The organism is Pseudomonas sp. LB3P14, from assembly GCF_054898045.1.
Genome location: NZ_CM142714.1, coordinates 1,917,897 through 1,936,005, shown reverse-complemented (window position 1 = coordinate 1,936,005; position 18,109 = coordinate 1,917,897). Strand labels below are relative to the sequence as shown.

At 59.8% G+C, this 18,109-nt stretch carries 17 protein-coding genes; 10 read left to right on the top strand and 7 right to left on the bottom strand.

What is annotated here, in order from left to right; genetic code table 11:
- Positions 1-39 precede the first annotated feature (39 nt).
- Both ACYZT5_RS08920 and ACYZT5_RS08915 read right to left on the bottom strand, forming a co-directional pair.
- A complete protein-coding gene (locus ACYZT5_RS08920) occupies positions 40-1,488 on the bottom strand; it encodes a nucleobase:cation symporter-2 family protein (protein WP_462050767.1) in 1,449 nt (482 codons plus the stop codon).
- A gap of 122 nt (positions 1,489-1,610) precedes the next feature.
- The gene (locus ACYZT5_RS08915) at positions 1,611-2,504 is read right to left on the bottom strand and encodes a LysR family transcriptional regulator (protein WP_462050766.1); all 894 of its coding nucleotides are present in this window, start codon (positions 2,502-2,504) and stop codon (positions 1,611-1,613) included.
- Between the two features lie 102 nt (positions 2,505-2,606).
- Between ACYZT5_RS08915 and ACYZT5_RS08910 the strand changes: the two genes are divergently transcribed.
- A complete protein-coding gene (locus ACYZT5_RS08910; protein WP_462050765.1) occupies positions 2,607-3,698 on the top strand; it encodes a polyamine ABC transporter substrate-binding protein in 1,092 nt (363 codons plus the stop codon).
- Between the two features lie 13 nt (positions 3,699-3,711).
- The gene (speB, locus tag ACYZT5_RS08905) at positions 3,712-4,671 is read left to right on the top strand and encodes an agmatinase (RefSeq protein WP_462050764.1); all 960 of its coding nucleotides are present in this window, start codon (positions 3,712-3,714) and stop codon (positions 4,669-4,671) included.
- A 140-nt stretch (positions 4,672-4,811) separates the two neighbouring features.
- Here speB and ACYZT5_RS08900 read toward each other — a convergent pair whose 3' ends face one another.
- Positions 4,812-5,864 (bottom strand): aldo/keto reductase, encoded by a 1,053-nt coding sequence (locus tag ACYZT5_RS08900; protein WP_462050763.1) that lies wholly within the window; start codon positions 5,862-5,864, stop codon positions 4,812-4,814.
- A gap of 205 nt (positions 5,865-6,069) precedes the next feature.
- On the opposite strand from ACYZT5_RS08900, the gene ACYZT5_RS08895 reads away from it, so the two are divergent.
- From ACYZT5_RS08895 to ACYZT5_RS08875, 5 genes are all read left to right on the top strand, one after another.
- Positions 6,070-6,786 (top strand): helix-turn-helix transcriptional regulator, encoded by a 717-nt coding sequence (locus ACYZT5_RS08895; protein WP_462050762.1) that lies wholly within the window; start codon positions 6,070-6,072, stop codon positions 6,784-6,786.
- 52 nt (positions 6,787-6,838) lie between these two features.
- Positions 6,839-7,180 carry a nuclear transport factor 2 family protein gene (locus ACYZT5_RS08890; RefSeq protein WP_462050761.1) on the top strand — a complete coding sequence of 114 codons (342 nt, stop codon included), beginning with the start codon at positions 6,839-6,841 and terminating at the stop codon, positions 7,178-7,180.
- Positions 7,181-7,206: 26 nt separating this feature from the next.
- Positions 7,207-8,325, top strand: coding sequence for a cell division protein ZapE (zapE, locus tag ACYZT5_RS08885; protein ID WP_462050760.1), 1,119 nt, complete (start codon positions 7,207-7,209; stop codon positions 8,323-8,325).
- 18 nt (positions 8,326-8,343) lie between these two features.
- On the top strand, positions 8,344-8,925 hold the full coding sequence (locus ACYZT5_RS08880) for a DinB family protein (RefSeq protein ID WP_462050759.1): 582 nt from the start codon (positions 8,344-8,346) through the stop codon (positions 8,923-8,925).
- Between the two features lie 117 nt (positions 8,926-9,042).
- A complete protein-coding gene (locus tag ACYZT5_RS08875; protein WP_462050758.1) occupies positions 9,043-9,534 on the top strand; it encodes a GNAT family N-acetyltransferase in 492 nt (163 codons plus the stop codon).
- Positions 9,535-9,581: 47 nt separating this feature from the next.
- Here ACYZT5_RS08875 and ACYZT5_RS08870 read toward each other — a convergent pair whose 3' ends face one another.
- From ACYZT5_RS08870 to ACYZT5_RS08855, 4 genes are all read right to left on the bottom strand, one after another.
- A complete protein-coding gene (locus ACYZT5_RS08870; protein WP_462050757.1) occupies positions 9,582-9,788 on the bottom strand; it encodes a hypothetical protein in 207 nt (68 codons plus the stop codon).
- A 96-nt stretch (positions 9,789-9,884) separates the two neighbouring features.
- Positions 9,885-12,122 (bottom strand): TonB-dependent siderophore receptor, encoded by a 2,238-nt coding sequence (locus ACYZT5_RS08865; RefSeq protein WP_462050756.1) that lies wholly within the window; start codon positions 12,120-12,122, stop codon positions 9,885-9,887.
- A gap of 166 nt (positions 12,123-12,288) precedes the next feature.
- Positions 12,289-14,034 carry a phosphoethanolamine transferase CptA gene (locus ACYZT5_RS08860; RefSeq protein WP_462050755.1) on the bottom strand — a complete coding sequence of 582 codons (1,746 nt, stop codon included), beginning with the start codon at positions 14,032-14,034 and terminating at the stop codon, positions 12,289-12,291.
- 199 nt (positions 14,035-14,233) lie between these two features.
- Positions 14,234-14,416: a DUF6026 family protein gene (locus ACYZT5_RS08855; RefSeq protein WP_462050754.1), complete on the bottom strand. Its 183-nt coding sequence runs from the start codon at positions 14,414-14,416 to the stop codon at positions 14,234-14,236.
- Positions 14,417-14,687: 271 nt separating this feature from the next.
- Here ACYZT5_RS08855 and gnd point away from each other — a divergent pair, with 271 nt between their 5' ends.
- Genes gnd through ACYZT5_RS08840 form a run of 3 tightly spaced genes read left to right on the top strand, consistent with a single transcriptional unit; the run spans position 14,688 to position 18,009 of the window.
- Complete coding sequence (gene gnd, locus ACYZT5_RS08850) at positions 14,688-15,668, top strand: phosphogluconate dehydrogenase (NAD(+)-dependent, decarboxylating) (RefSeq protein WP_462050753.1); 981 nt, start codon at positions 14,688-14,690, stop codon at positions 15,666-15,668.
- Positions 15,665-17,188 carry a glucose-6-phosphate dehydrogenase gene (gene zwf / locus ACYZT5_RS08845; RefSeq protein ID WP_462050752.1) on the top strand — a complete coding sequence of 508 codons (1,524 nt, stop codon included), beginning with the start codon at positions 15,665-15,667 and terminating at the stop codon, positions 17,186-17,188. Before gnd ends, zwf begins: the two co-directional genes overlap by 4 nt.
- Positions 17,185-18,009: an HAD family hydrolase gene (locus ACYZT5_RS08840; protein ID WP_462050751.1), complete on the top strand. Its 825-nt coding sequence runs from the start codon at positions 17,185-17,187 to the stop codon at positions 18,007-18,009. Before zwf ends, ACYZT5_RS08840 begins: the two co-directional genes overlap by 4 nt.
- The last annotated feature ends 100 nt before the right edge of the window (positions 18,010-18,109 follow it).

Here is an 18,109-nt window from a genome sequence, read left to right as displayed (position 1 = left end):
TCTACCAAGCGGAGTCGCAACGAATGTAGCACGGTCCCTTCAGCGGTTCAGGCTGGCGGCTGTTTCAGTGGCCGGCGGATTCTCCAGGACTTGCAGGATCGAGGCTTCCGGATCGAAGTCATCTTCTTCCAGCTCAATGAATTCTTCGGGCAGGAAGATATTCAGCACGATCGCGCACAACGCGCCGACGGTGATTGGCGATTCGAAGATGTTGTGCAACGCCTTCGGCAACTCGCGCAGCACTTGCGGAACCGCCGCGACACCCAGGCCCATGCCGATCGAAATCGCCACGATCAGCATATTGCGCCGATGCAGTCCGGCTTCAGCGAGGATCTTGATTCCGGCCACGGCGACGGTGCCGAACATCACCAGTTCAGCGCCACCGAGTACCGGTTTTGGCATCAACTGCAGCACCGCGCCGATCATCGGGAACAACCCCAGCACCACCAACAGACCGGCAATGAAGAACGCCACGTAGCGGCTGGCCACGCCCGTGAGCTGAATCACGCCGTTGTTCTGGGCAAAGGTCACCATCGGCATGCTGTTGAACACGGCGGCCATGGCCGAGTTGAGGCCGTCGGCCAGCAGCCCGGACTTGATCCTGCGGATGTAGATCGGGCCTTTGACCGGCTGCCGGGAAATCATCGAGTTGGCCGTCAGGTCGCCGGCGGCTTCCAGCGGTGACACCAGGAAAATCACCGCCACCGGCACGAACGCGACCCAATCGAAGTTGAAACCGTATTTGAACGGCACCGGCAGGCTCATCAGCGGCACGTCGGGCAGGCTGGCGAAATTGACGTCACCCATCAGCCAGGCCACGACATAGCCGAGGGTCAGGCCAATGACGATCGCACCGAGGCGCAGAAACGGCACATCGACCCGGTTCAACACCACAATCGTTCCGAGCACCAATGCCGCGAGGGCCAGGTGACTGGCTGCGCCGAGGTCCGCCGCACCGAAACCGCCGGCGATGTCGGTCATGGCGACTTTGATCAGCGACAGGCCCATGAGGGTGATGATGGTCCCGGTCACCACCGGGGTGATCAGCATCCGTAATTTGCCGATGAACTGGCTCAACACCACTTCGATGAAGGCGGCGAAAAAGCACACACCGAAGATCGTCGACAGGATTTCATCGGTACCGCCGCCCCGGGCCTTGACCATGAAGCCGGCACTGAGAATCACGCTGATGAACGAGAAACTGGTGCCTTGCAGACACAGCAGGCCGGAGCCGATCGGGCCGAAACGCCGCGCCTGAACAAACGTGCCCAGCCCCGAAACGAACAGCGCCATGCTGATCAGGTACGGCACTTCGCTTTGCAGGCCGAGGGCGCCACCCATGATCAGGGTCGGGGTGATGATGCCGACGAAACTCGCGAGTACGTGTTGCAGGGCGGCGAAGACGGTGGCGGTCAGATGCGGGCGATCGTCGAGGCCGTAAATCAGGTCGTTATTGCGCGGGGCAGGGGCTTTTTCAGAGGCGGTCATGGTGGTATGCGTGCCAGAAGGCGGGCCGGGTCAAAAAATGGAGGCGCAGGATGCCAGCAGCGGGCATCGAGGGCAACGCACAACGCACTGATCGTTCCCACGCGGGAGCGTGGGAACGATCATTAAGCGAACGCCGCGAGTAGATCCTCTTCAAAGGCTTTTTGCGCATCCCCCGACACCTGGGCGCGATGGCGGGCCAGATGAAACGCCACGTCGAAACTCATGTCCTCTCGGCGTACGGCCCGCAGCAAGCCTTTGTCTTCCCAGCTACGGGCAAAGTGATTGGGCAGATACCCAACGTGTTTACCGGAAAGAATGAAGGCGAGGGTGCCTTCGACTTGCTCCGAGCGAGCTGAACACAACTTGCCCTGGAAGGGCTCGTCGCTGCGCAGGAAACGGTAAGGGTGATCGACCCTGTCGCACGCCTGAAGCGCGTGATCGTCAGGTGCGTCATCGGTGAACAGCGGATGTCCGGCGGCGCAATACAGGTGCTGGGTTTCGGTAAACAGTTCGCGGTAGTCAAAAGCGCTTTGTACTTGTGAGAAATAGCCGATGGCAAGGTCCAGTCGTTGTTGCAGTAGCAACCGTTCCATTTCGCCGGGCATGGCACTGATCAACTCGATGCGCACCGATTCGTCCCGTTCACGAAAGCGCCGGATCGCGTCGGCCACCCGTTGCAGCACGGATTGATCGAGCGCTTCGGACAGCCCCAGGCGTACCTCGCCGATCAAGCGCCCGGCCACACCATTGGATTGATGGCGGAAGGCTTCGATGGACTCGAACAGGCTGCGAGTCGCGTTGAGCAGTTGTTCGCCCTTGGGCGTGATTTTGAAACCGCCCTTGCCGCGACTGCACAGCCGATAGCCGAGCCGGGTTTCCAGTTTGGCCATTTGCTGGCTGATGCTCGACTGGCTCAGACCCAGTTCACCCTGCGCCGCGCTGAAGCCGCCGCACTCCACCACGTTGACGAACAGGCGCAGCAGTTGCAGATCGAGATCATGGAGTTGGCCGAGCATCAAACATTACTCCTGGATAAAGTCAGGATAACTAACTTGGTATTTTTTCAATGTATCCGACGGCGCATTCTGCATCCACTTCATCTGGTCAGGTGTCTCGTCATGGCTCTCACGTTCAAGCTGTGTTTACCCGCGTTGTTTCTCGCCATGGCCGTATCGGCCCAGGCCGAGGAAAAAACCGTCAACCTCTACAGTTGGGCTGATTACGTCGCTCCCGAAACCTTGCAGCGTTTCGAACAGGAAACCGGCATCCATGTGCGTTACGACACGTTCGATTCTTCGGAGGTACTCGAAACCAAGTTGCTCACCGGGGGCAGCGGTTATGACGTGGTCGTGCCGTCTTCCAGTGTGCTGGCCCGCGGACTGGCAGCCGGTGCGTTGAAAGAGATTCCCCACGAAGGCCTCAAGGGTTACGCCAACCTCGATCCGGATTTGTTGGAAAAACTCGCCGCCGTCGATCCCGGCAACCGCTATGGCGTGCCCTACACCTGGGGCACCCTGGGTTTGGGAATGAACGTCGAAGCCGTGAAGCAGCGTTTGCCGAACGTGCCGCTCAACAGCCTGGACCTGCTGTTCAAGCCTGAATACGCCAGCAAACTGAAAGACTGCGGCATTGCCATTCTCGATTCACCCCAGGAAGTAGTGGGCCTGGCGCTGCATTATCTGGGTAAAAATCCTTACAGCAACGACAAGGAAGATCTGTCAGCCGCCGAAGCGCTGCTGCATCAGCTGCAACCGAATGTGTTGTACGTCGCCACCGGTCGGCAGATCAGCGATCTGGCCAACGGCAGCGTATGCCTGGCATTGACCTACAACGGTGACGCCAGCATGGCCGCCGATCAGGCGCGCAAGGCCAACAAGCCGTTTGAAGTGGCGTACCGGATTCCGAAAGAGGGCACGCTGGTCTGGCAGGACAACCTGGCGATCCCCAAGGACGCACCTCACCCTGAAGCGGCCCGCGCCTTTATCGAGTTCATGCTGCGCCCGGAATCCGTCGCGGCACTCACCAACGAACTGTTCTTCGCGACGGCCAACCAGGCGGCAACACCGCTGGTGGATGAGGCGGTGCGCACCGACCCGGACATCTACCCGCTGGCTGACGTGCGTGACCGGTTGTACGCCGACCGCAGCATGAGCCTCAAGGACATGCGTCAACGCACTCGCGTGTGGACCACTTTCCGTAGCCGCCAATAAAAAGGAATACCTGATGGACGTCCCGATGCAAAACGATCAGGCCATGACCCGCGACAGTCTCTATGGTACTGCTGCAGAAAGTACCTACGCCGGTATCACCAGTTTCATGCGTCGTCGCTACAGTCGCGACTTGCGCGGCGTTGACGTAGCGGTCAGCGGTGTCCCGTTCGACACCGCCACCAGCAACCGCCCCGGAGCGCGTTTCGGACCACGCGGCATTCGTGCCGCGTCCACCGGGATTGCCTGGGAACGCCACTGGCCGTGGACCTTCGACCCGTTCGACCATCTGGCGGTCATCGACTACGGTGATTGCGACTTCGATTACGGCACACCGCAGTCGGTGCCGGAAAGCATCGAAGCCCACGCCGAACACATTCTCAATGCCGGTAGCGCGATGTTGACGTTCGGCGGGGATCACTTCATCACGTATCCGCTGCTCAAGGCTCATGCGCGTAAACATGGTCCGCTGTCGTTGATCCACTTCGACGCCCACAGCGACACCTGGCCGGACGAAGACGGCAAGCGCGTCGATCACGGCACGATGTTCTGGCACGCGGCCAAGGAAGGGCTGGTGGATCCGTCGCGTTCGGTGCAGATCGGATTGCGCACCACCAATGATGATCACCAAGGCTTTCAAGTGCTGGATGCGCGGCACGTGCATCGACGGGGTGTTGATGCGATTGTCGAAGCAATTCGGGCGAGAGTCGGCGATAACCCGGTGTACCTGACGTTCGACATTGATTGCCTCGACCCGGCATTCGCTCCGGGCACCGGAACGCCGGTGTGCGGCGGCTTGAGCACGGTGCAGGCGCTGGAAATCCTGGGTGGCTTGCGCGGGATTAATCTGGTGGGGATGGACGTCGTGGAGGTGGCGCCGGCCTACGACAGCGCGGACATTACTTCACTGGCGGCGGCGACGTTGGCGATGGAGATGCTGTGCCTCTATGCAGCGAAGCATACGGTCGACCGGTAACACCGACATGCGGTGACTCCTCCGACGCCATCGCGGGCAAGTCGGATCGCCGCACCGCTCGCTCCTACAGGATTTCGGCAACCACAAAATTTGTGAACGCCACAACACCTGTTGGAGCGAGGCTTGCCCGCGAAGCTCTTTCAGGCAACCGGAATGATTGGCAAATCGAGAGTCTCGGCCCCGGTAAATCGCGCCATCGACCCGGCAATGGATTCATGAGGCACGCCCATCGCCACAGCACTGACACCCTCAAGCCGCGACAACTGTTCAGCACTCAACTGCACATCCAAAGCACCCAAGGTCGCGTCCAGTTGTTCACGGGTGCGTGAGCCGAGGATCGGGATCAGCGCCGTGGTCGAACGCTTGGCTTTTTCCCGCAGCCAGGCAATGGCCACGTGAGTCGGGCTGGCGCCCAGTTCCGCGGCGACGGCCAGCAAGGTGTCGAGCACTGCGGTTTCACGGGCGCTTTTCTCGGCGTGAACCAGCATGCCGAGTTTGGTCGCGCGGTTGTCCGCTTCGCTGGTGCGGTACTTGCCGGTGAGGAACCCGCCACCCAGCGGCGACCACAACGTCGCGGCCAGGCCCAAGGCTTCCGCCATCGGCAGCTGTTCACGTTCGGCCGTGCGTTCTGCGAGGCTGTACTCGACCTGGATGGCCGCAATCGGTGCAAAACCGCGAATCTCGGCCAGCAGATCAGCCCGAGCGATGCGCCACGCCGGGAAGTTCGACAGCCCCGCGTAATGAATCTTGCCGGCGCGTACCAGATCGTCGAAACCGCGCAGAATCTCTTCCATCGGCGTCACGCCATCGCTCATGTGCGCCCAGAACAGGTCGAGGTGATCGGTCTTGAGCCGCGTCAGGCTTTCTTCCACGGCGCGAACCATGTTCTTGCGATTGTTGCCGGTGTGGGAAATGCCCGCAGCCGGTGTGGTCCCCAAGGTGTATTTGCTGGCGATGACCAGACGATGCCGTTCCGCTGCGATGAACTCGCTGAGCATGGCTTCCGACTGGCCTGCCTGATAGCCGTTGGCGGTGTCGATGAAATTGCCGCCCGCTTGCAGGTAGCCGTCAAAAATGCGTTTGGCTTCGTCGCGTTCGGCGCCATGGCCCCAACCGGTGCCGAAGTTACCAGCGCCCAGCGCCAGTTCCGAGACTCGCAAGCCGGTTTTGCGGCCGAAGACTTTGTAATGCATGGGATGACTCCTAAAGGAAAAGACGTTGGGGTCGGCATATAAATGTCTGTCGACATGTATTTAATATGATGTGAGTAATATTTTGCGTCAAGACACTTTTTCATTCGCGGGAGAAGGGCCGACCACCGGCCCCCTCGCTACTGCCACTTTCTGACAGGGTGCTCTGCTAAGCTCCGACAACTTTTCCGGACAGAGCCTGCCGATCGTGTCGCGTACCACTCGTTTACTGACCTTGTTGCAAGTGCTGCGCGGCAAAAGTCGTCCGGTGACCGCGGCGACGCTTGCCGGCGAATTGGAGATTTCCGAACGCACGCTGTACCGCGACATCGCTGAACTCACCGCACTGGGCGCACCGATCTACGGCGAAGCGGGGATCGGCTATGTGTTGCGCAGCGGTTTGTTTCTGCCGCCGTTGATGCTCAACGCCGATGAAACCGAAGCCATCGTGCTGGGTTTGCGCTATGTGGATCAGCGTGGGGATGAGGTGTTGAGCAAGGCCGCGGCGGATGCGCTGGCCAAGATTGCCGCGGTATTGGCGCCTGAAGCGCTGGACGCGTTACGCAACCCGACGGTGTTGCCGGGTCCGCCCGGCTATGGCTTTGCGCCCAACGCGGTGCCACTGACTGTGTTTCGCCAAGCCATCCGAGATCAGGCCAAGCTGCACATTGACTACGCAGACGCTAATCAGGTGCCGAGTCAGCGGCTGATCTGGCCGTTGGCCCTGGGGTTTCTAAACGAGGTGAGAATCATCGTCGCCTGGTGTGAGTTGCGCAGCGCCTATCGCACCTTTCGCACCGACCGGATCTCGGCCGCCAATGCGCAGGGCGAGCGTTATCCGGGGCGGCGCAGCGACCTGTTGCGGACCTGGCGCAAGCAGATGCAACTGGACGAAGCAGGGCGTTTCACTCCTGACAAGAACTGACACAGGCTTGTTTTAGCATGGCGCCAGAATCAACAAACAAGGAGCCGTAAACATGCCCAATCCAACCTCTTCACTGGCACCCGCCATCGCCGCCTATATTGCTGCGGCCAATGCCCGCGACACCTCGCGCGTCGCCAGTTTTTTCGCTGAGGATGCCAATGTGTTCGATGAAGGCCAACACCAGGTCGGCACTCACGCCATCGCGCAATGGATGCAAGACACCGCCCAGCGTTACCAGCCACGGGTTGAAGTGCTCGACGTGCAACTGCGCACCGGCAAAGTGTTGGTGCATAACCTGATCTCCGGGACATTTCCTGGCAGCCCTCTGGAATTGCGCTACATGTTTCGCCTGAACGAACAGGGCAAGATCGCCCGGCTGGACATCTCCCTCTGACCAGGCCGCGTGGCATACTGCCGCGCATGAATGTCGACTCTCCCTTAAGCGCCTGGCAACACGCCATCGAACAGAAGGGCTTCGTCCAGGACGAAGCCCAGGAACATGCCGTCTGGGCGCTGCAAAAATGCTACGAAGCGCTGCATGAAGGGCGCACGCCGATCACTGGCGTGTACCTCTGGGGGCCGGTCGGGCGGGGCAAAACCTGGTTGATGGACCAGTTTTACCAAAGCCTGAAGGTCCCCGCCCGTCGCCAACACTTTCACCACTTTATGGGCTGGGTGCATCAGCGTTCGTTTCAGCTGACCGGTACCGCCGACCCGTTGAAGGCACTGGCTCGCGAACTGAGCGAGGAAGTGCGGGTACTGTGCTTTGACGAACTGTTCGTCAACGACATCGGCGACGCCATCATTCTTGGGCGTTTGTTTCAGGTGATGTTCGAGCAGGGCGTGGTGGTGGTTTGCACCTCCAATCAGCCACCGGATCAACTGTACGCCGATGGCTTCAACCGCGACCGGTTCGTGCCCGCCATCGAGGCCATCAAGCAACATATGCAGGTGATTGCGGTGGACGGTGGTGAAGATCATCGCCTGCACCCCGGCAAAGGTTTGCAACGCTACTGGGTGGCCGCACCGGGACAGCCCAGCGCTCTGGGTGAAGTGTTCAAGGCATTGACCGTCGGCCAGTCGGTGTCCAGTGACCCGATCAAGGTTGGCTACCGCCCACTCAATGTCGTGCAGGCCAGTGAAACCGTGCTCTGGAGTCGTTACGCCGATCTCTGTGAACAGCCTTTTGCCGCCATGGATTTCATCGCCCTGTGCGACACCTTCAGCGCTATTCTGTTGAGTGACGTGCCCAGCCTCAGTGCGCAGAAACGCGCAGGACGCATCGCCCGAGGCACTGAAGACGGCGTTGAGCGGGTGGTGGCGGGCGATCGCGAGTTGCCGCAATTGTCGGTGCATGACGACGGTGTACGGCGTTTCATCGCCCTGGTGGACGAGTGCTACGACCGCAAGGTGCCGCTGTGCCTCGAAGCGCAGGTGCCTATGGAGTCGCTCTACACCGAAGGCTATCTGGAATTCCCGTTCCGCCGCACCCTCAGCCGTTTACAGGAAATGCAGCTACAACGTTTCGCCGACGCTTGAACCCAAGGAGCCGCGAACATGAATCAGCCTCTGTCGCACCATTTGCTGACCATGGCCTATCAGAACGCCTGGGCCAATCATCGACTCGCCAAAGGCTGGAGCCAGCTGAGTCCGGCTGAACTGGCGGCACCGCGGGTCAGCTTTTTTCCAAGTCTGCGCGCTACCCTCAATCACATCCTGACCTGCGACTGGTTCTACGTGGATGCGCTGGAGCGGGAGTTGCGCGGCGACGATCCGCATCCCGATTGCTACGTGTTTTTCAACCAGGACGAGCCGTTTACGCAAGCGGTAGACCTCAAGCGCGAACAAGCGCTGGTAGACCGACGACTGATCGCTTACTGCGAGCAAATGCGCGACGCCGACCTCGGGAAGATCGTGACCATCGCCCGGGACACGCCGCAACATGAGAGCCGCGTACGTATGCTCTCCCATCTGTTCGAGCACCAGATTCATCATCGAGGGCAGGTTCACGCCATGCTCAGCGGTACCTCGGTCAAACCGCCACAACTGGACGAGTTTTTCTGTGCCGGCGAGTCAGGCTTGAGGGCCGAGGATTTTGCCGAGCTGGGGTGGACCGAAACGCTGATCTGGGGCGCTTGAGCGAAAAAAATTGCAGCAGGATCCAGTTGTCGGCATTGCTGCGCTCGCGATATCGTCAGTCGGCCTTCCAGTGCGAGAAACGCGCCGGGGCTACTTCACGTGTGATCGAGGATGGAAATGGAATCCGCAGAAATTCTTGTGCTTCAGGCCAGCTACACCAATGCGGTGCATGCCGAGGCTATTGGTCTGGTGCTGAATGCTTACGCCGAAGACCCGATGGGCGGCGGCCACTCGTTGCCCGCCGACTTGCTGAAGCAACTGCCGGCGGAACTGGCCAAACGTCCCCACGCGTTCAGCGTACTGGCCTTTGTCGGTGGCGAGCCGGCCGGGCTGGTCAATTGCTTTGAAGGTTTCTCGACTTTCGCCTGTCGACCGCTGGTCAACGTGCACGATGTGGTGGTGGTGAAGAGGTTTCGCGGCTTGGGGTTGAGCCAGAAAATGCTGCAAAAGGTCGAGGACGTCGCCCGCCAGCGCGGTTGCTGCAAAATCACACTGGAGGTGCTGGAAGGAAATGCTGTCGCCCAGGCTTCCTATGGCAAGTTCGGTTTTGCCGCGGGCATGTTCGACCCGGCTCACGGTCGGATGCTGTTCTGGACCAAAGCGCTTTAAGGCGTTACGGGCATAAAAAAGGGCGTCCATCAGGACGCCCTTTGTCGTTACGGTTTGTAGTGCTCCGTCACTTGCGCGGTTTGATCGTCAGGCACTCTTATTTCAGTGGTGTTGCTGGCGTTACTTTGATTCGCCTCTTGGCTGAGCCGCAGGCTCTCGAAGTAATACCGCATGCGTTCAGCACCACCTTCGGCAAATGCAGCTGTTGAACTGAGCATCATCAGGCCGGCGAGGATCATGGTTGTACGTTTCATGGTGTGCCCCACTACGAGTTGTCGGGTCCTTTCGTCCATGAAGCAATGTCGAAGGGACATTATCCGCCGATTCCGTTAAATGGGAATTACCTGCGCCTAGAGCTTCCAGTCCAGGCTCAGGGTCACCGTGCGCGGGTCGCCCCAAAAGTTGCCGTTGTAAAAACCAACGTTGTCGTAATACTTCTTGTCGAACAGGTTATTCACGTTCAACGAAGCCGACAGGTGCCTGTCGAACGCATAGCGCGACATCAGGTTGACGACGGTGTAGGCCTCCTGACGGATATTCGCTCTTTCGGTGATCAGCTCGCCATCGGCGTCGCGTCCGACCGGGCGGTTGGCGGCCCGGTAGATATCGCTCTGCCAGTTCACCGCAGCCCCCACGGTCAGTGCCTGCCAGTCGCCGGGCAGGCGATAGGCCGTGGAGAGCCGGAATATATTCAACGGTTGGTTGGTGACAGCGCGTTCCTTTTCGCCATTGACCGAGTGGGTGTAGGTGTAACCGGCCATCATGTTCCAGCCGGCCATGACCTCGCCCGAGATTTCGGCTTCGAAGCCCTGAACCTTGTTGCCCTTGCCGCCAGACTTGAAGAACTCCTCGCCGGTGGCCGGGTCCGGCGGTATCGAGTCGTCGCGTTCGGCAACGTTGTCCTGCTTGCTCCAGAACAGCGCCGTGGCGAGATTCAGTCGCTCTTCCAGCAGGTTGCCCTTGAGCCCCAGTTCATAGTTGCTGCCCACCACCGGTTCGAGATATTTACGATGGCTGTCGCGCTTGGACTGCGGGTTGAAAATGTCGGTGTAACTGACATAAACGGTGTACTCCGGAGTGAGGTCGTAGAGCAGGCCGGCGTAGGGCGTCCACATGTCGTTGTGTTGCTGGCGGGTGTTTTCGGACTCGCTCAACTGCAAATTGGCGTCGTAGCTGTGGGTCGTTTTCGACGCTTTCGAACTGCCATAGCGGCTGCCGAGTACAGCGTGCAGGTCCTCCGTCAGACTCAGGCGAGTGGCGAGATAGCCGGCCTTCTGGCGGGTACTGTCTTTCGAACCGGTCAGGCGGGTGACGGTGTCGGGGAATTTGGCGATGTCGCCCATGTATTTCCAGTCGCGGATGCTTTTGTAATCCGCTGCCCGGGGGCCGTCCACCGTGTAGGGAGCATCCTCGCTGCGCTCGGCCTCGCCATAACCCACCATCAATTCGTGTTCCCGGCCCAGCAGCGCGTATGGCCCGGACACGTTGAAGTCATAGGCCTTCATTTTTTGCGTGCCGATCATGTGGCTGACGTTGGCGCTCATGCCGCTGCGATCGGCATTCGGGAAGCCGCCACCGCCGTAGTAGATCTTGCCGTCGGTGTCACTTTCCCGGTGCGTATAGGCAGCCTTGAGGTGCCAACCGCCGCCCAGTTGATGGTCCAGATTGGCGAACGCGGTTTTGTCCTTCAGTGGCCAGGAACTCCAGGACGTGGCCATGTTGGTGGAGCGTCCAAGGTTGGCTTTGCCGCCGTCAGCGTTCCAGTAAGGCACGGTGCCCCAGGAGGTGCCCTGAACGTGCTTGTTCTGGTAGTCGTAACCCACCGCCAGCACGGTGTCATCGGTCAGGTCGGCTTCGAGAATGCCGTAGCCGACCTCCCTTTGTTGCTGGTACTTGTCGCGGAACGAATCACTGTCGCGATAGGCCACCACGCCGCGCCCGCGCAGGCGTCCGTCGAAGGCCAGCGGGCCACCGACGTCCAGATAACTGTAGTAGTCGTCATAGCTGCCGCCGCTGACACCGGTTTGGGCTTCCCACTGCGCCGTCGGCCGTTTGCGCACCATGTTGATGGTGGCCGAAGGGTCGCCCGCGCCCGTGGTCAGGCCGGTCGCGCCGCGAACCACTTCGATGCGGTCGTAGATGATGGTGTCGGAATCGGACTTCATGTAGCTGAAGGTGTTCAACATGCCATCGATCTGGAAATTGTTGATCGAGTAGCCCCGGGAGTAATAGGCCACCCGGTCGGAGTCGTTGTGCTGAACCACCACGCCGGTGGTCTGGCGCATGACTTCGGAAAGCGTGCCGAGTTTGAAATCGTCCATTTGCTGGCGCGTGACCACGGAAACCGATTGCGGCGTTTCCTTGATCGACAGGTTCAAGCGAGTCGCCGTGCTCATGGCGCCGGTGGTGTACGACTCGGTGTTTTCGGTGGTGCTGCCCAAACCTTGGGCGGTCACATGGGTGGCGCCCAGTTCGAGGGTGCGGCCGGGCTCTTGATCAGGGTCGGTCTCAGCCAGCAAATCGGGGCTCAGGGCGGCACTGCACAGGCCCAGGGTAAAGGTCATGGAACGGGTGATAGGCGCGAACATCGCAGCCGACTCCTTGTCGTCGAGGGAAAAAATTCCGTTTGTTCAATGACGAAGGGGAGAGGCGAGATTTAGCATTAACGAGAATAATTATTATCTTTGGGATGTTTCGGACAGAGCAGTCGCGCAATGGCGTAGGAAAAGGGGCCGGAACCGGCCCCTGAAAGGATTACTTCTGAGCGACTGCCGGGTCGGCAGGCGTGGCCTTGGGTTTCATCAGGCTGAAGTCGATCAACGCCTTTTGCTCGCGCTCGTAAGGATTGCCGATCATCAATGGCCGGGGCTTGAAACTGGCACTGACCAGGCTCTTGCTGCGATCCATTTCGTCGAAGCTCAAGCCTGCGAGATCAGCCCAGGTATGGATCAGATGCGAGCTGCTGTAAGGACGCCCCAGATCACCGGCAAAGCTCCAGTCATGGTTTTCGCGCCATTTCGGCGAGGCCCAGGCCATGAACGGAATGGTGTACATCGGCGCCGTCGGTTTGCTCTCGTTGCGACCCAGTGTGCTACGGCCAGGGGAATCGAACACGTCTTCACCATGGTCGGAGAGGTACAGCAGGAACCCGTTTGGATCAGACTTGGCGTAGTCCTTGATCAGGCTCGAGACCACGAAGTCGTTGTACAGCACCGCGTTGTCATAGCTGTTGTACGTCGGCACCTGATCGTCGCGCACACCGTCCGGAACGCCTTTGCGGTCCTTGAACTTATCGAAGGTCGACGGATAGCGGTATTGGTAGCTCATGTGCGTGCCGAGCAAATGCACGACGATCAGCTTGCGCGGCGCAGCGTCGGTCAATGCCTTGTTGAACGGCTCGATCACGTCGCCATCGTACTGGGCGGCATTCTGGTTGCGGTTGTTGTTCAGGTACACCTGCTCGTCGGCCTGCTCGGAGAAGGTCGTCAGCATGGTGTTGCGCTTGGTCATGGTCTGCTGGTTGGTGATCCAGAAAGTCTTGTAACCCGCCTGCTTCATCATGCTCACCAGCGACGGGGTCGACAGGTACAGGTCAGGGTTTTCTTCGTCGGCGAAGGTCAGCACCTGCTGCAACGCCTCGATGGTGTAAGGGCGCGGGGTGATGACGTTATTGAAGACCGCCAGTTGATCCTTGAGCTTGTCCAACTCCGGGGTGGTTTCCCGAGGGTAGCCATACAGGCTCATGCGCTGACGGTTGGTGGACTCGCCGATCACCAGCGCCAGGGTCGCCGGCTGATTGGCCGAGGCATCCTTGAGGTTGTGCAGCGGTGGAATCTTGCTGGCGCTATTGAGCATGTCTTGCATGCCGGCCAGGGTATCGAGGTAGCGGTGATAGGCCACGGCCATCTGCCAAGGCACGGCGGGCTCGATGCGCGTTTCGAATTTCTCGAGACCGCCGGCGAGGGTGCCGGTACGCGCGGTTTGCTTGATCAGCGGATAACCGACGACAGCAACCACAATGGCCGTTGCAGCCACCAGTGCCCGACCGCGAGGCATGTACACCGGGCGCAAGCGAGTCCAGAGCAAGTAAGCAAAAGCGGTGTGGGCGAGGAACGCCGCGACCATCCACCAGGCAAAGTACTGAGTCATGTACTCGCCCGCTTCAGAGATGTTCGATTCGAACATAATGAAGATGACGCTTTGGGAAAATTCCTGCTGATAGATGAAGAAATAACCCAGACTGGCCATCGAGCAGGCCCACAGCACCACACCGATCAGTGCGGCCATGACACGTGTTTGTTTGGGGAACAGCAGCATCGGCGCTAGCCAGATGGCGCTCATCACAAAGGCCTGGCGGAACCCGGTAAAGCCGGAGGTGCCTGTCAGTTGGATCAGCAGTTGGGTAATGCCAGAGAAATACCAGAAGAACAGGAACAGCCAGAGAAATCCTGTCCAGTCGAAACCGTTCGCAGACGTATTGCTGCGTTTAAACAAAGCCATTAGAGCTCCAGCCTAGTAATCACTTCGACCGTCGAGGCCTTCCATGTCGCCGACGAACGGATGCCGCACGGATACCGAGCGGCCATAATGAGCCGGAGTATCAATAACCGGAGGTGAAAACTTCGTGAGTTGCCGGGTTTGTCAACGGGGATGGCATGTCGGAAACAGCAGAGGGCTGTTTCCGATTCAAGCGAGGGGATCAGGCGTGAGGGGCATGGAGGGCGACGGGTAAGGGCTGGGCCTGAGTGCCTTGTGTCAACAAGCGCAATTGCGCGAGCTCCTGCCTCAACTGGGCGCGCTCGTCTTTCAACTGGCGCAATTCATCACGACGGATCGTGACGTAAAGGGTTTGTGCTGGTTGTGCCGCATGTACTGTGCCCATTGCTCACCTCGCAAATGGCTGCCTCAACTGTAAACCTGCCCCGAAATCGGATGCTGACTTACTATCGGCGCTGATTTTGATTTCTTTTGCCCCGGAAGGGAACTTTTTTATTTTTCATGGTCGTTGTGTCTTCGGCGCGATTACCGACGTTATCAATCTGGATCGGGCACAATGCCCGGAAACTATGTGCCCCAACGCTGGACTAAGTCGAATGAGTCGCGTTGGGCTATAACCTTTGACACACATTATTTGTAGTAGGGAGCATCAGCACATGCAACTCGGGATTATTGGACTGGGCCGCATGGGCGGCAATATTGCGCGGCGCCTGATGCTCAACGGGCATACCACCGTTGTTTACGACCGCAATACCGCCTTTGTCGACACCCTGGCCGCAGAAGGCGCCTCTGGCGTCATCGACCTGCCGGCGCTCGTCGCTGGCCTGGCCAAACCGCGTGCGGTGTGGGTCATGCTGCCGGCCGGCGCACCGACCGAAGACACCATCGACACCCTGGGCACCTTGCTTGAAGCCGGCGATACCATCATCGACGGCGGCAACACCTTCTATAAGGACGACATCCGCCGGGCGAAAACCCTGTCGGAGAAAGGCCTGCACTACGTCGACGTCGGTACCTCCGGCGGCGTCTGGGGCCTGGAGCGTGGTTACTGCATGATGATCGGCGGCGAAGCCGAGGTGGTTAAGCGCCTTGATCCGCTGTTCGAGAGCCTTGCACCGGGCCTGGGCGACATCCCGCGGACCAAGGACCGCAAGTCCGAAGACGATCGTGCCGAGCGCGGTTACATCCACGCCGGTCCGGCCGGTTCTGGCCATTTCGTGAAAATGATCCACAACGGCATCGAATACGGAATGATGCAGGCCTTCGCCGAAGGCTTCGACATTCTCAAGACCAAAGCCAGCACCAACCTGCCGGAAGACCAGCGTTTCGACCTGAACGTTGGCGACATCGCCGAAGTCTGGCGCCGTGGCAGTGTGGTGTCGTCCTGGTTGCTCGACCTGACCGCCGACGCCCTGGCCAGTGACCCGAAGCTCGACGGTTATTCCGGTTCGGTGGCTGACAGCGGTGAAGGTCGCTGGACCATTGAAGCCGCCATGGAGCAATCGGTGCCCGTACCGGTGCTGTCGAACTCGCTGTTCTCGCGCTACCGTTCGCGCGGGCAAGGCACCTTTGGCGACAAGATTCTCTCGGCCCAGCGCTTCGGCTTCGGCGGCCATGTGGAGACTGCGAAAAAATGACTCGCTTGATCCGCAATAAATCCAAGGCAGAACCCGCACCACCGACCACGCTGTTCCTGTTCGGTGCCCATGGTGACCTAGTCAAGCGTCTGCTGATGCCGGCGCTGTACAACCTGAGTCGTGACGGTCTGCTTGGGGATGGACTGCGGATCATCGGCGTTGACCACAACGCCATCACCGACGAAGCCTTTGCGAAAAAACTCGAAGACTTCATTCGGGCCGAAGTGGCCGCCAAGGTCGGCAAGGGCGATCAAGCCCTTGACCCGGACTTGTGGGCCAAGCTGGCCAAAGGCATCAGCTACGTCCAGGGTGACTTCCTGGACGACAGCACCTATCAAGCGCTGGCGGCGAAAATCGCCACCAGCGGCACTGGCAACGCGGTGTTCTACCTGGCCACCGCGCCACGCTTTTTCAGCGAAGTGGTGCGCCGTCTCGGTGCCGCCGGCTTGCTTGCGGAAGCGCCTGAAGCGTTCAGACGGGTGGTGATCGAAAAACCTTTCGGTTCCGATCTGCACACCGCCGAAGCCTTGAACGCTTGCTTGCTCAAGGTAATGACGGAAAACCAGATCTACCGAATCGATCACTATCTGGGCAAGGAAACCGTGCAGAACATTCTGATCAGCCGGTTCTCCAACAGCCTGTTCGAAGCGTTCTGGAACAATCACTACATTGACCACGTACAAATCACCGCCGCCGAAACCGTCGGCGTGGAAACCCGTGGCAGTTTTTATGAACACACCGGCGCCTTGCGGGACATGGTGCCCAATCACCTGTTCCAATTGCTGGCGATGGTCGCGATGGAGCCGCCGGCGGCCTTCGGCGCTGATGCGGTACGCGGCGAGAAAGCCAAGGTGGTCGGTGCGATTCGGCCCTGGTCGGTCGAGGAGGCGCTGGCCAACTCGGTACGCGGCCAATACACAACGGGTGAAATCGACGGCAAGGAGTTGCCGGGTTATCGCCAGGAAAATAACGTGGCGCCCGACAGCAATACCGAAACCTACGTCGCGCTGAAAGTCATGATCGACAACTGGCGCTGGGTCGGCGTGCCGTTCTACCTGCGCACCGGCAAGCGCATGAGCGTGCGCGATACCGAGATTGTCATCTGCTTCAAACCGGCGCCGTATGCACAGTTCCGCGATACCGAGGTCGATGAGCTGCAACCGACCTACCTGCGGATCCAGATTCAGCCCAACGAAGGCATGTGGTTCGATCTGCTGGCCAAACGACCCGGTCCGGCCTTGAAGATGGCCAATATCGAACTGGGCTTTGCCTACAAGGATTTCTTTGAAATGCAGCCGTCCACCGGCTACGAAACGCTGATCTACGATTGCCTGACCGGCGATCAGACGCTGTTCCAGCGCGCCGACAACATCGAGAACGGCTGGCGCGCCGTGCAGCCATTCCTTGATGCCTGGCAGCAGGACGCGAGCGTGCAGAGCTATGCCGCTGGCGACGACGGGCCGAAGGCTGGAGAAGAATTGCTGACCCGCGACGGTCGCGTCTGGCACGGCCTCGGATGAGTGATGCAATGCAACACCCCATCCGTTTTCTGCTCAGCGACATGGACGGCACCTTGCTGCTGCCCGATCACAGCCTCAGCCAGCGTACCCTTTCAGCGGTGCGTTCCTTGCGCGAGGCCGGCGTGCTGTTCAGCCTGGCCACCGGCCGTCCGCCGAAAGCCATGTTGCAGCAGATAGAAGCCTTGGGCGTCGACCTGCCAACGGCAGCCTTCAATGGCGGCACCATCGTCAATCCGGACGGCAGTTTACTGGTCGCGCATTACTTGCCGGCAACGGCGGCGCTGACGGCATTGGCGCTGTTTGCCGATCAACCGGACGTTGAAGTCTGGGTGTTCAGCGGGGGCGACTGGCTGTTGAAGGATCCGAACGGGCCGATGGTCCCGCGCGAACAGCACGGGCTGGGCTATCCGCCGGTGGTGGTGGAGAGTTTCGAGCCTTTTCTTGAGCGTATCGACAAGATCGTCGCCACCAGCAATAACACTCAGTTGCTGATCGAGCTGGAAGCGCAGCTGCTGCCCAAGGTCGAGGGCCAGGCGCAGGTCTCGCGTTCACAGCCGGTGTACCTGGACGTGACCGCGATGCAAGCCAACAAGGGCGCGGCGCTGGCGACACTGGCCGAATTTCTCGGTGTGCCGCTGGAGCAGACCGCAGCGCTGGGCGACGGCGGCAACGACCCGGCGATGTTTCATCGCGCCGGACTGTCGATCGCCATGGGGCAGGCAGAGGAGGCGGTGAAGCGCCAGGCCGATGTGGTGACTGGCGCCAATACCGAGGACGGCGCGGCGCAAGCAATCGAGCGCTACATCCTCAACGCAGGTTAACCGCGTTATCGTTCTTCGCGGGCAAGCCTCGCTCCTACAGGTTATCGGTGTCCGTGTGATCGATATAAAACCTGTAGGAGCGAGGCTTGCCCGCGAAGGC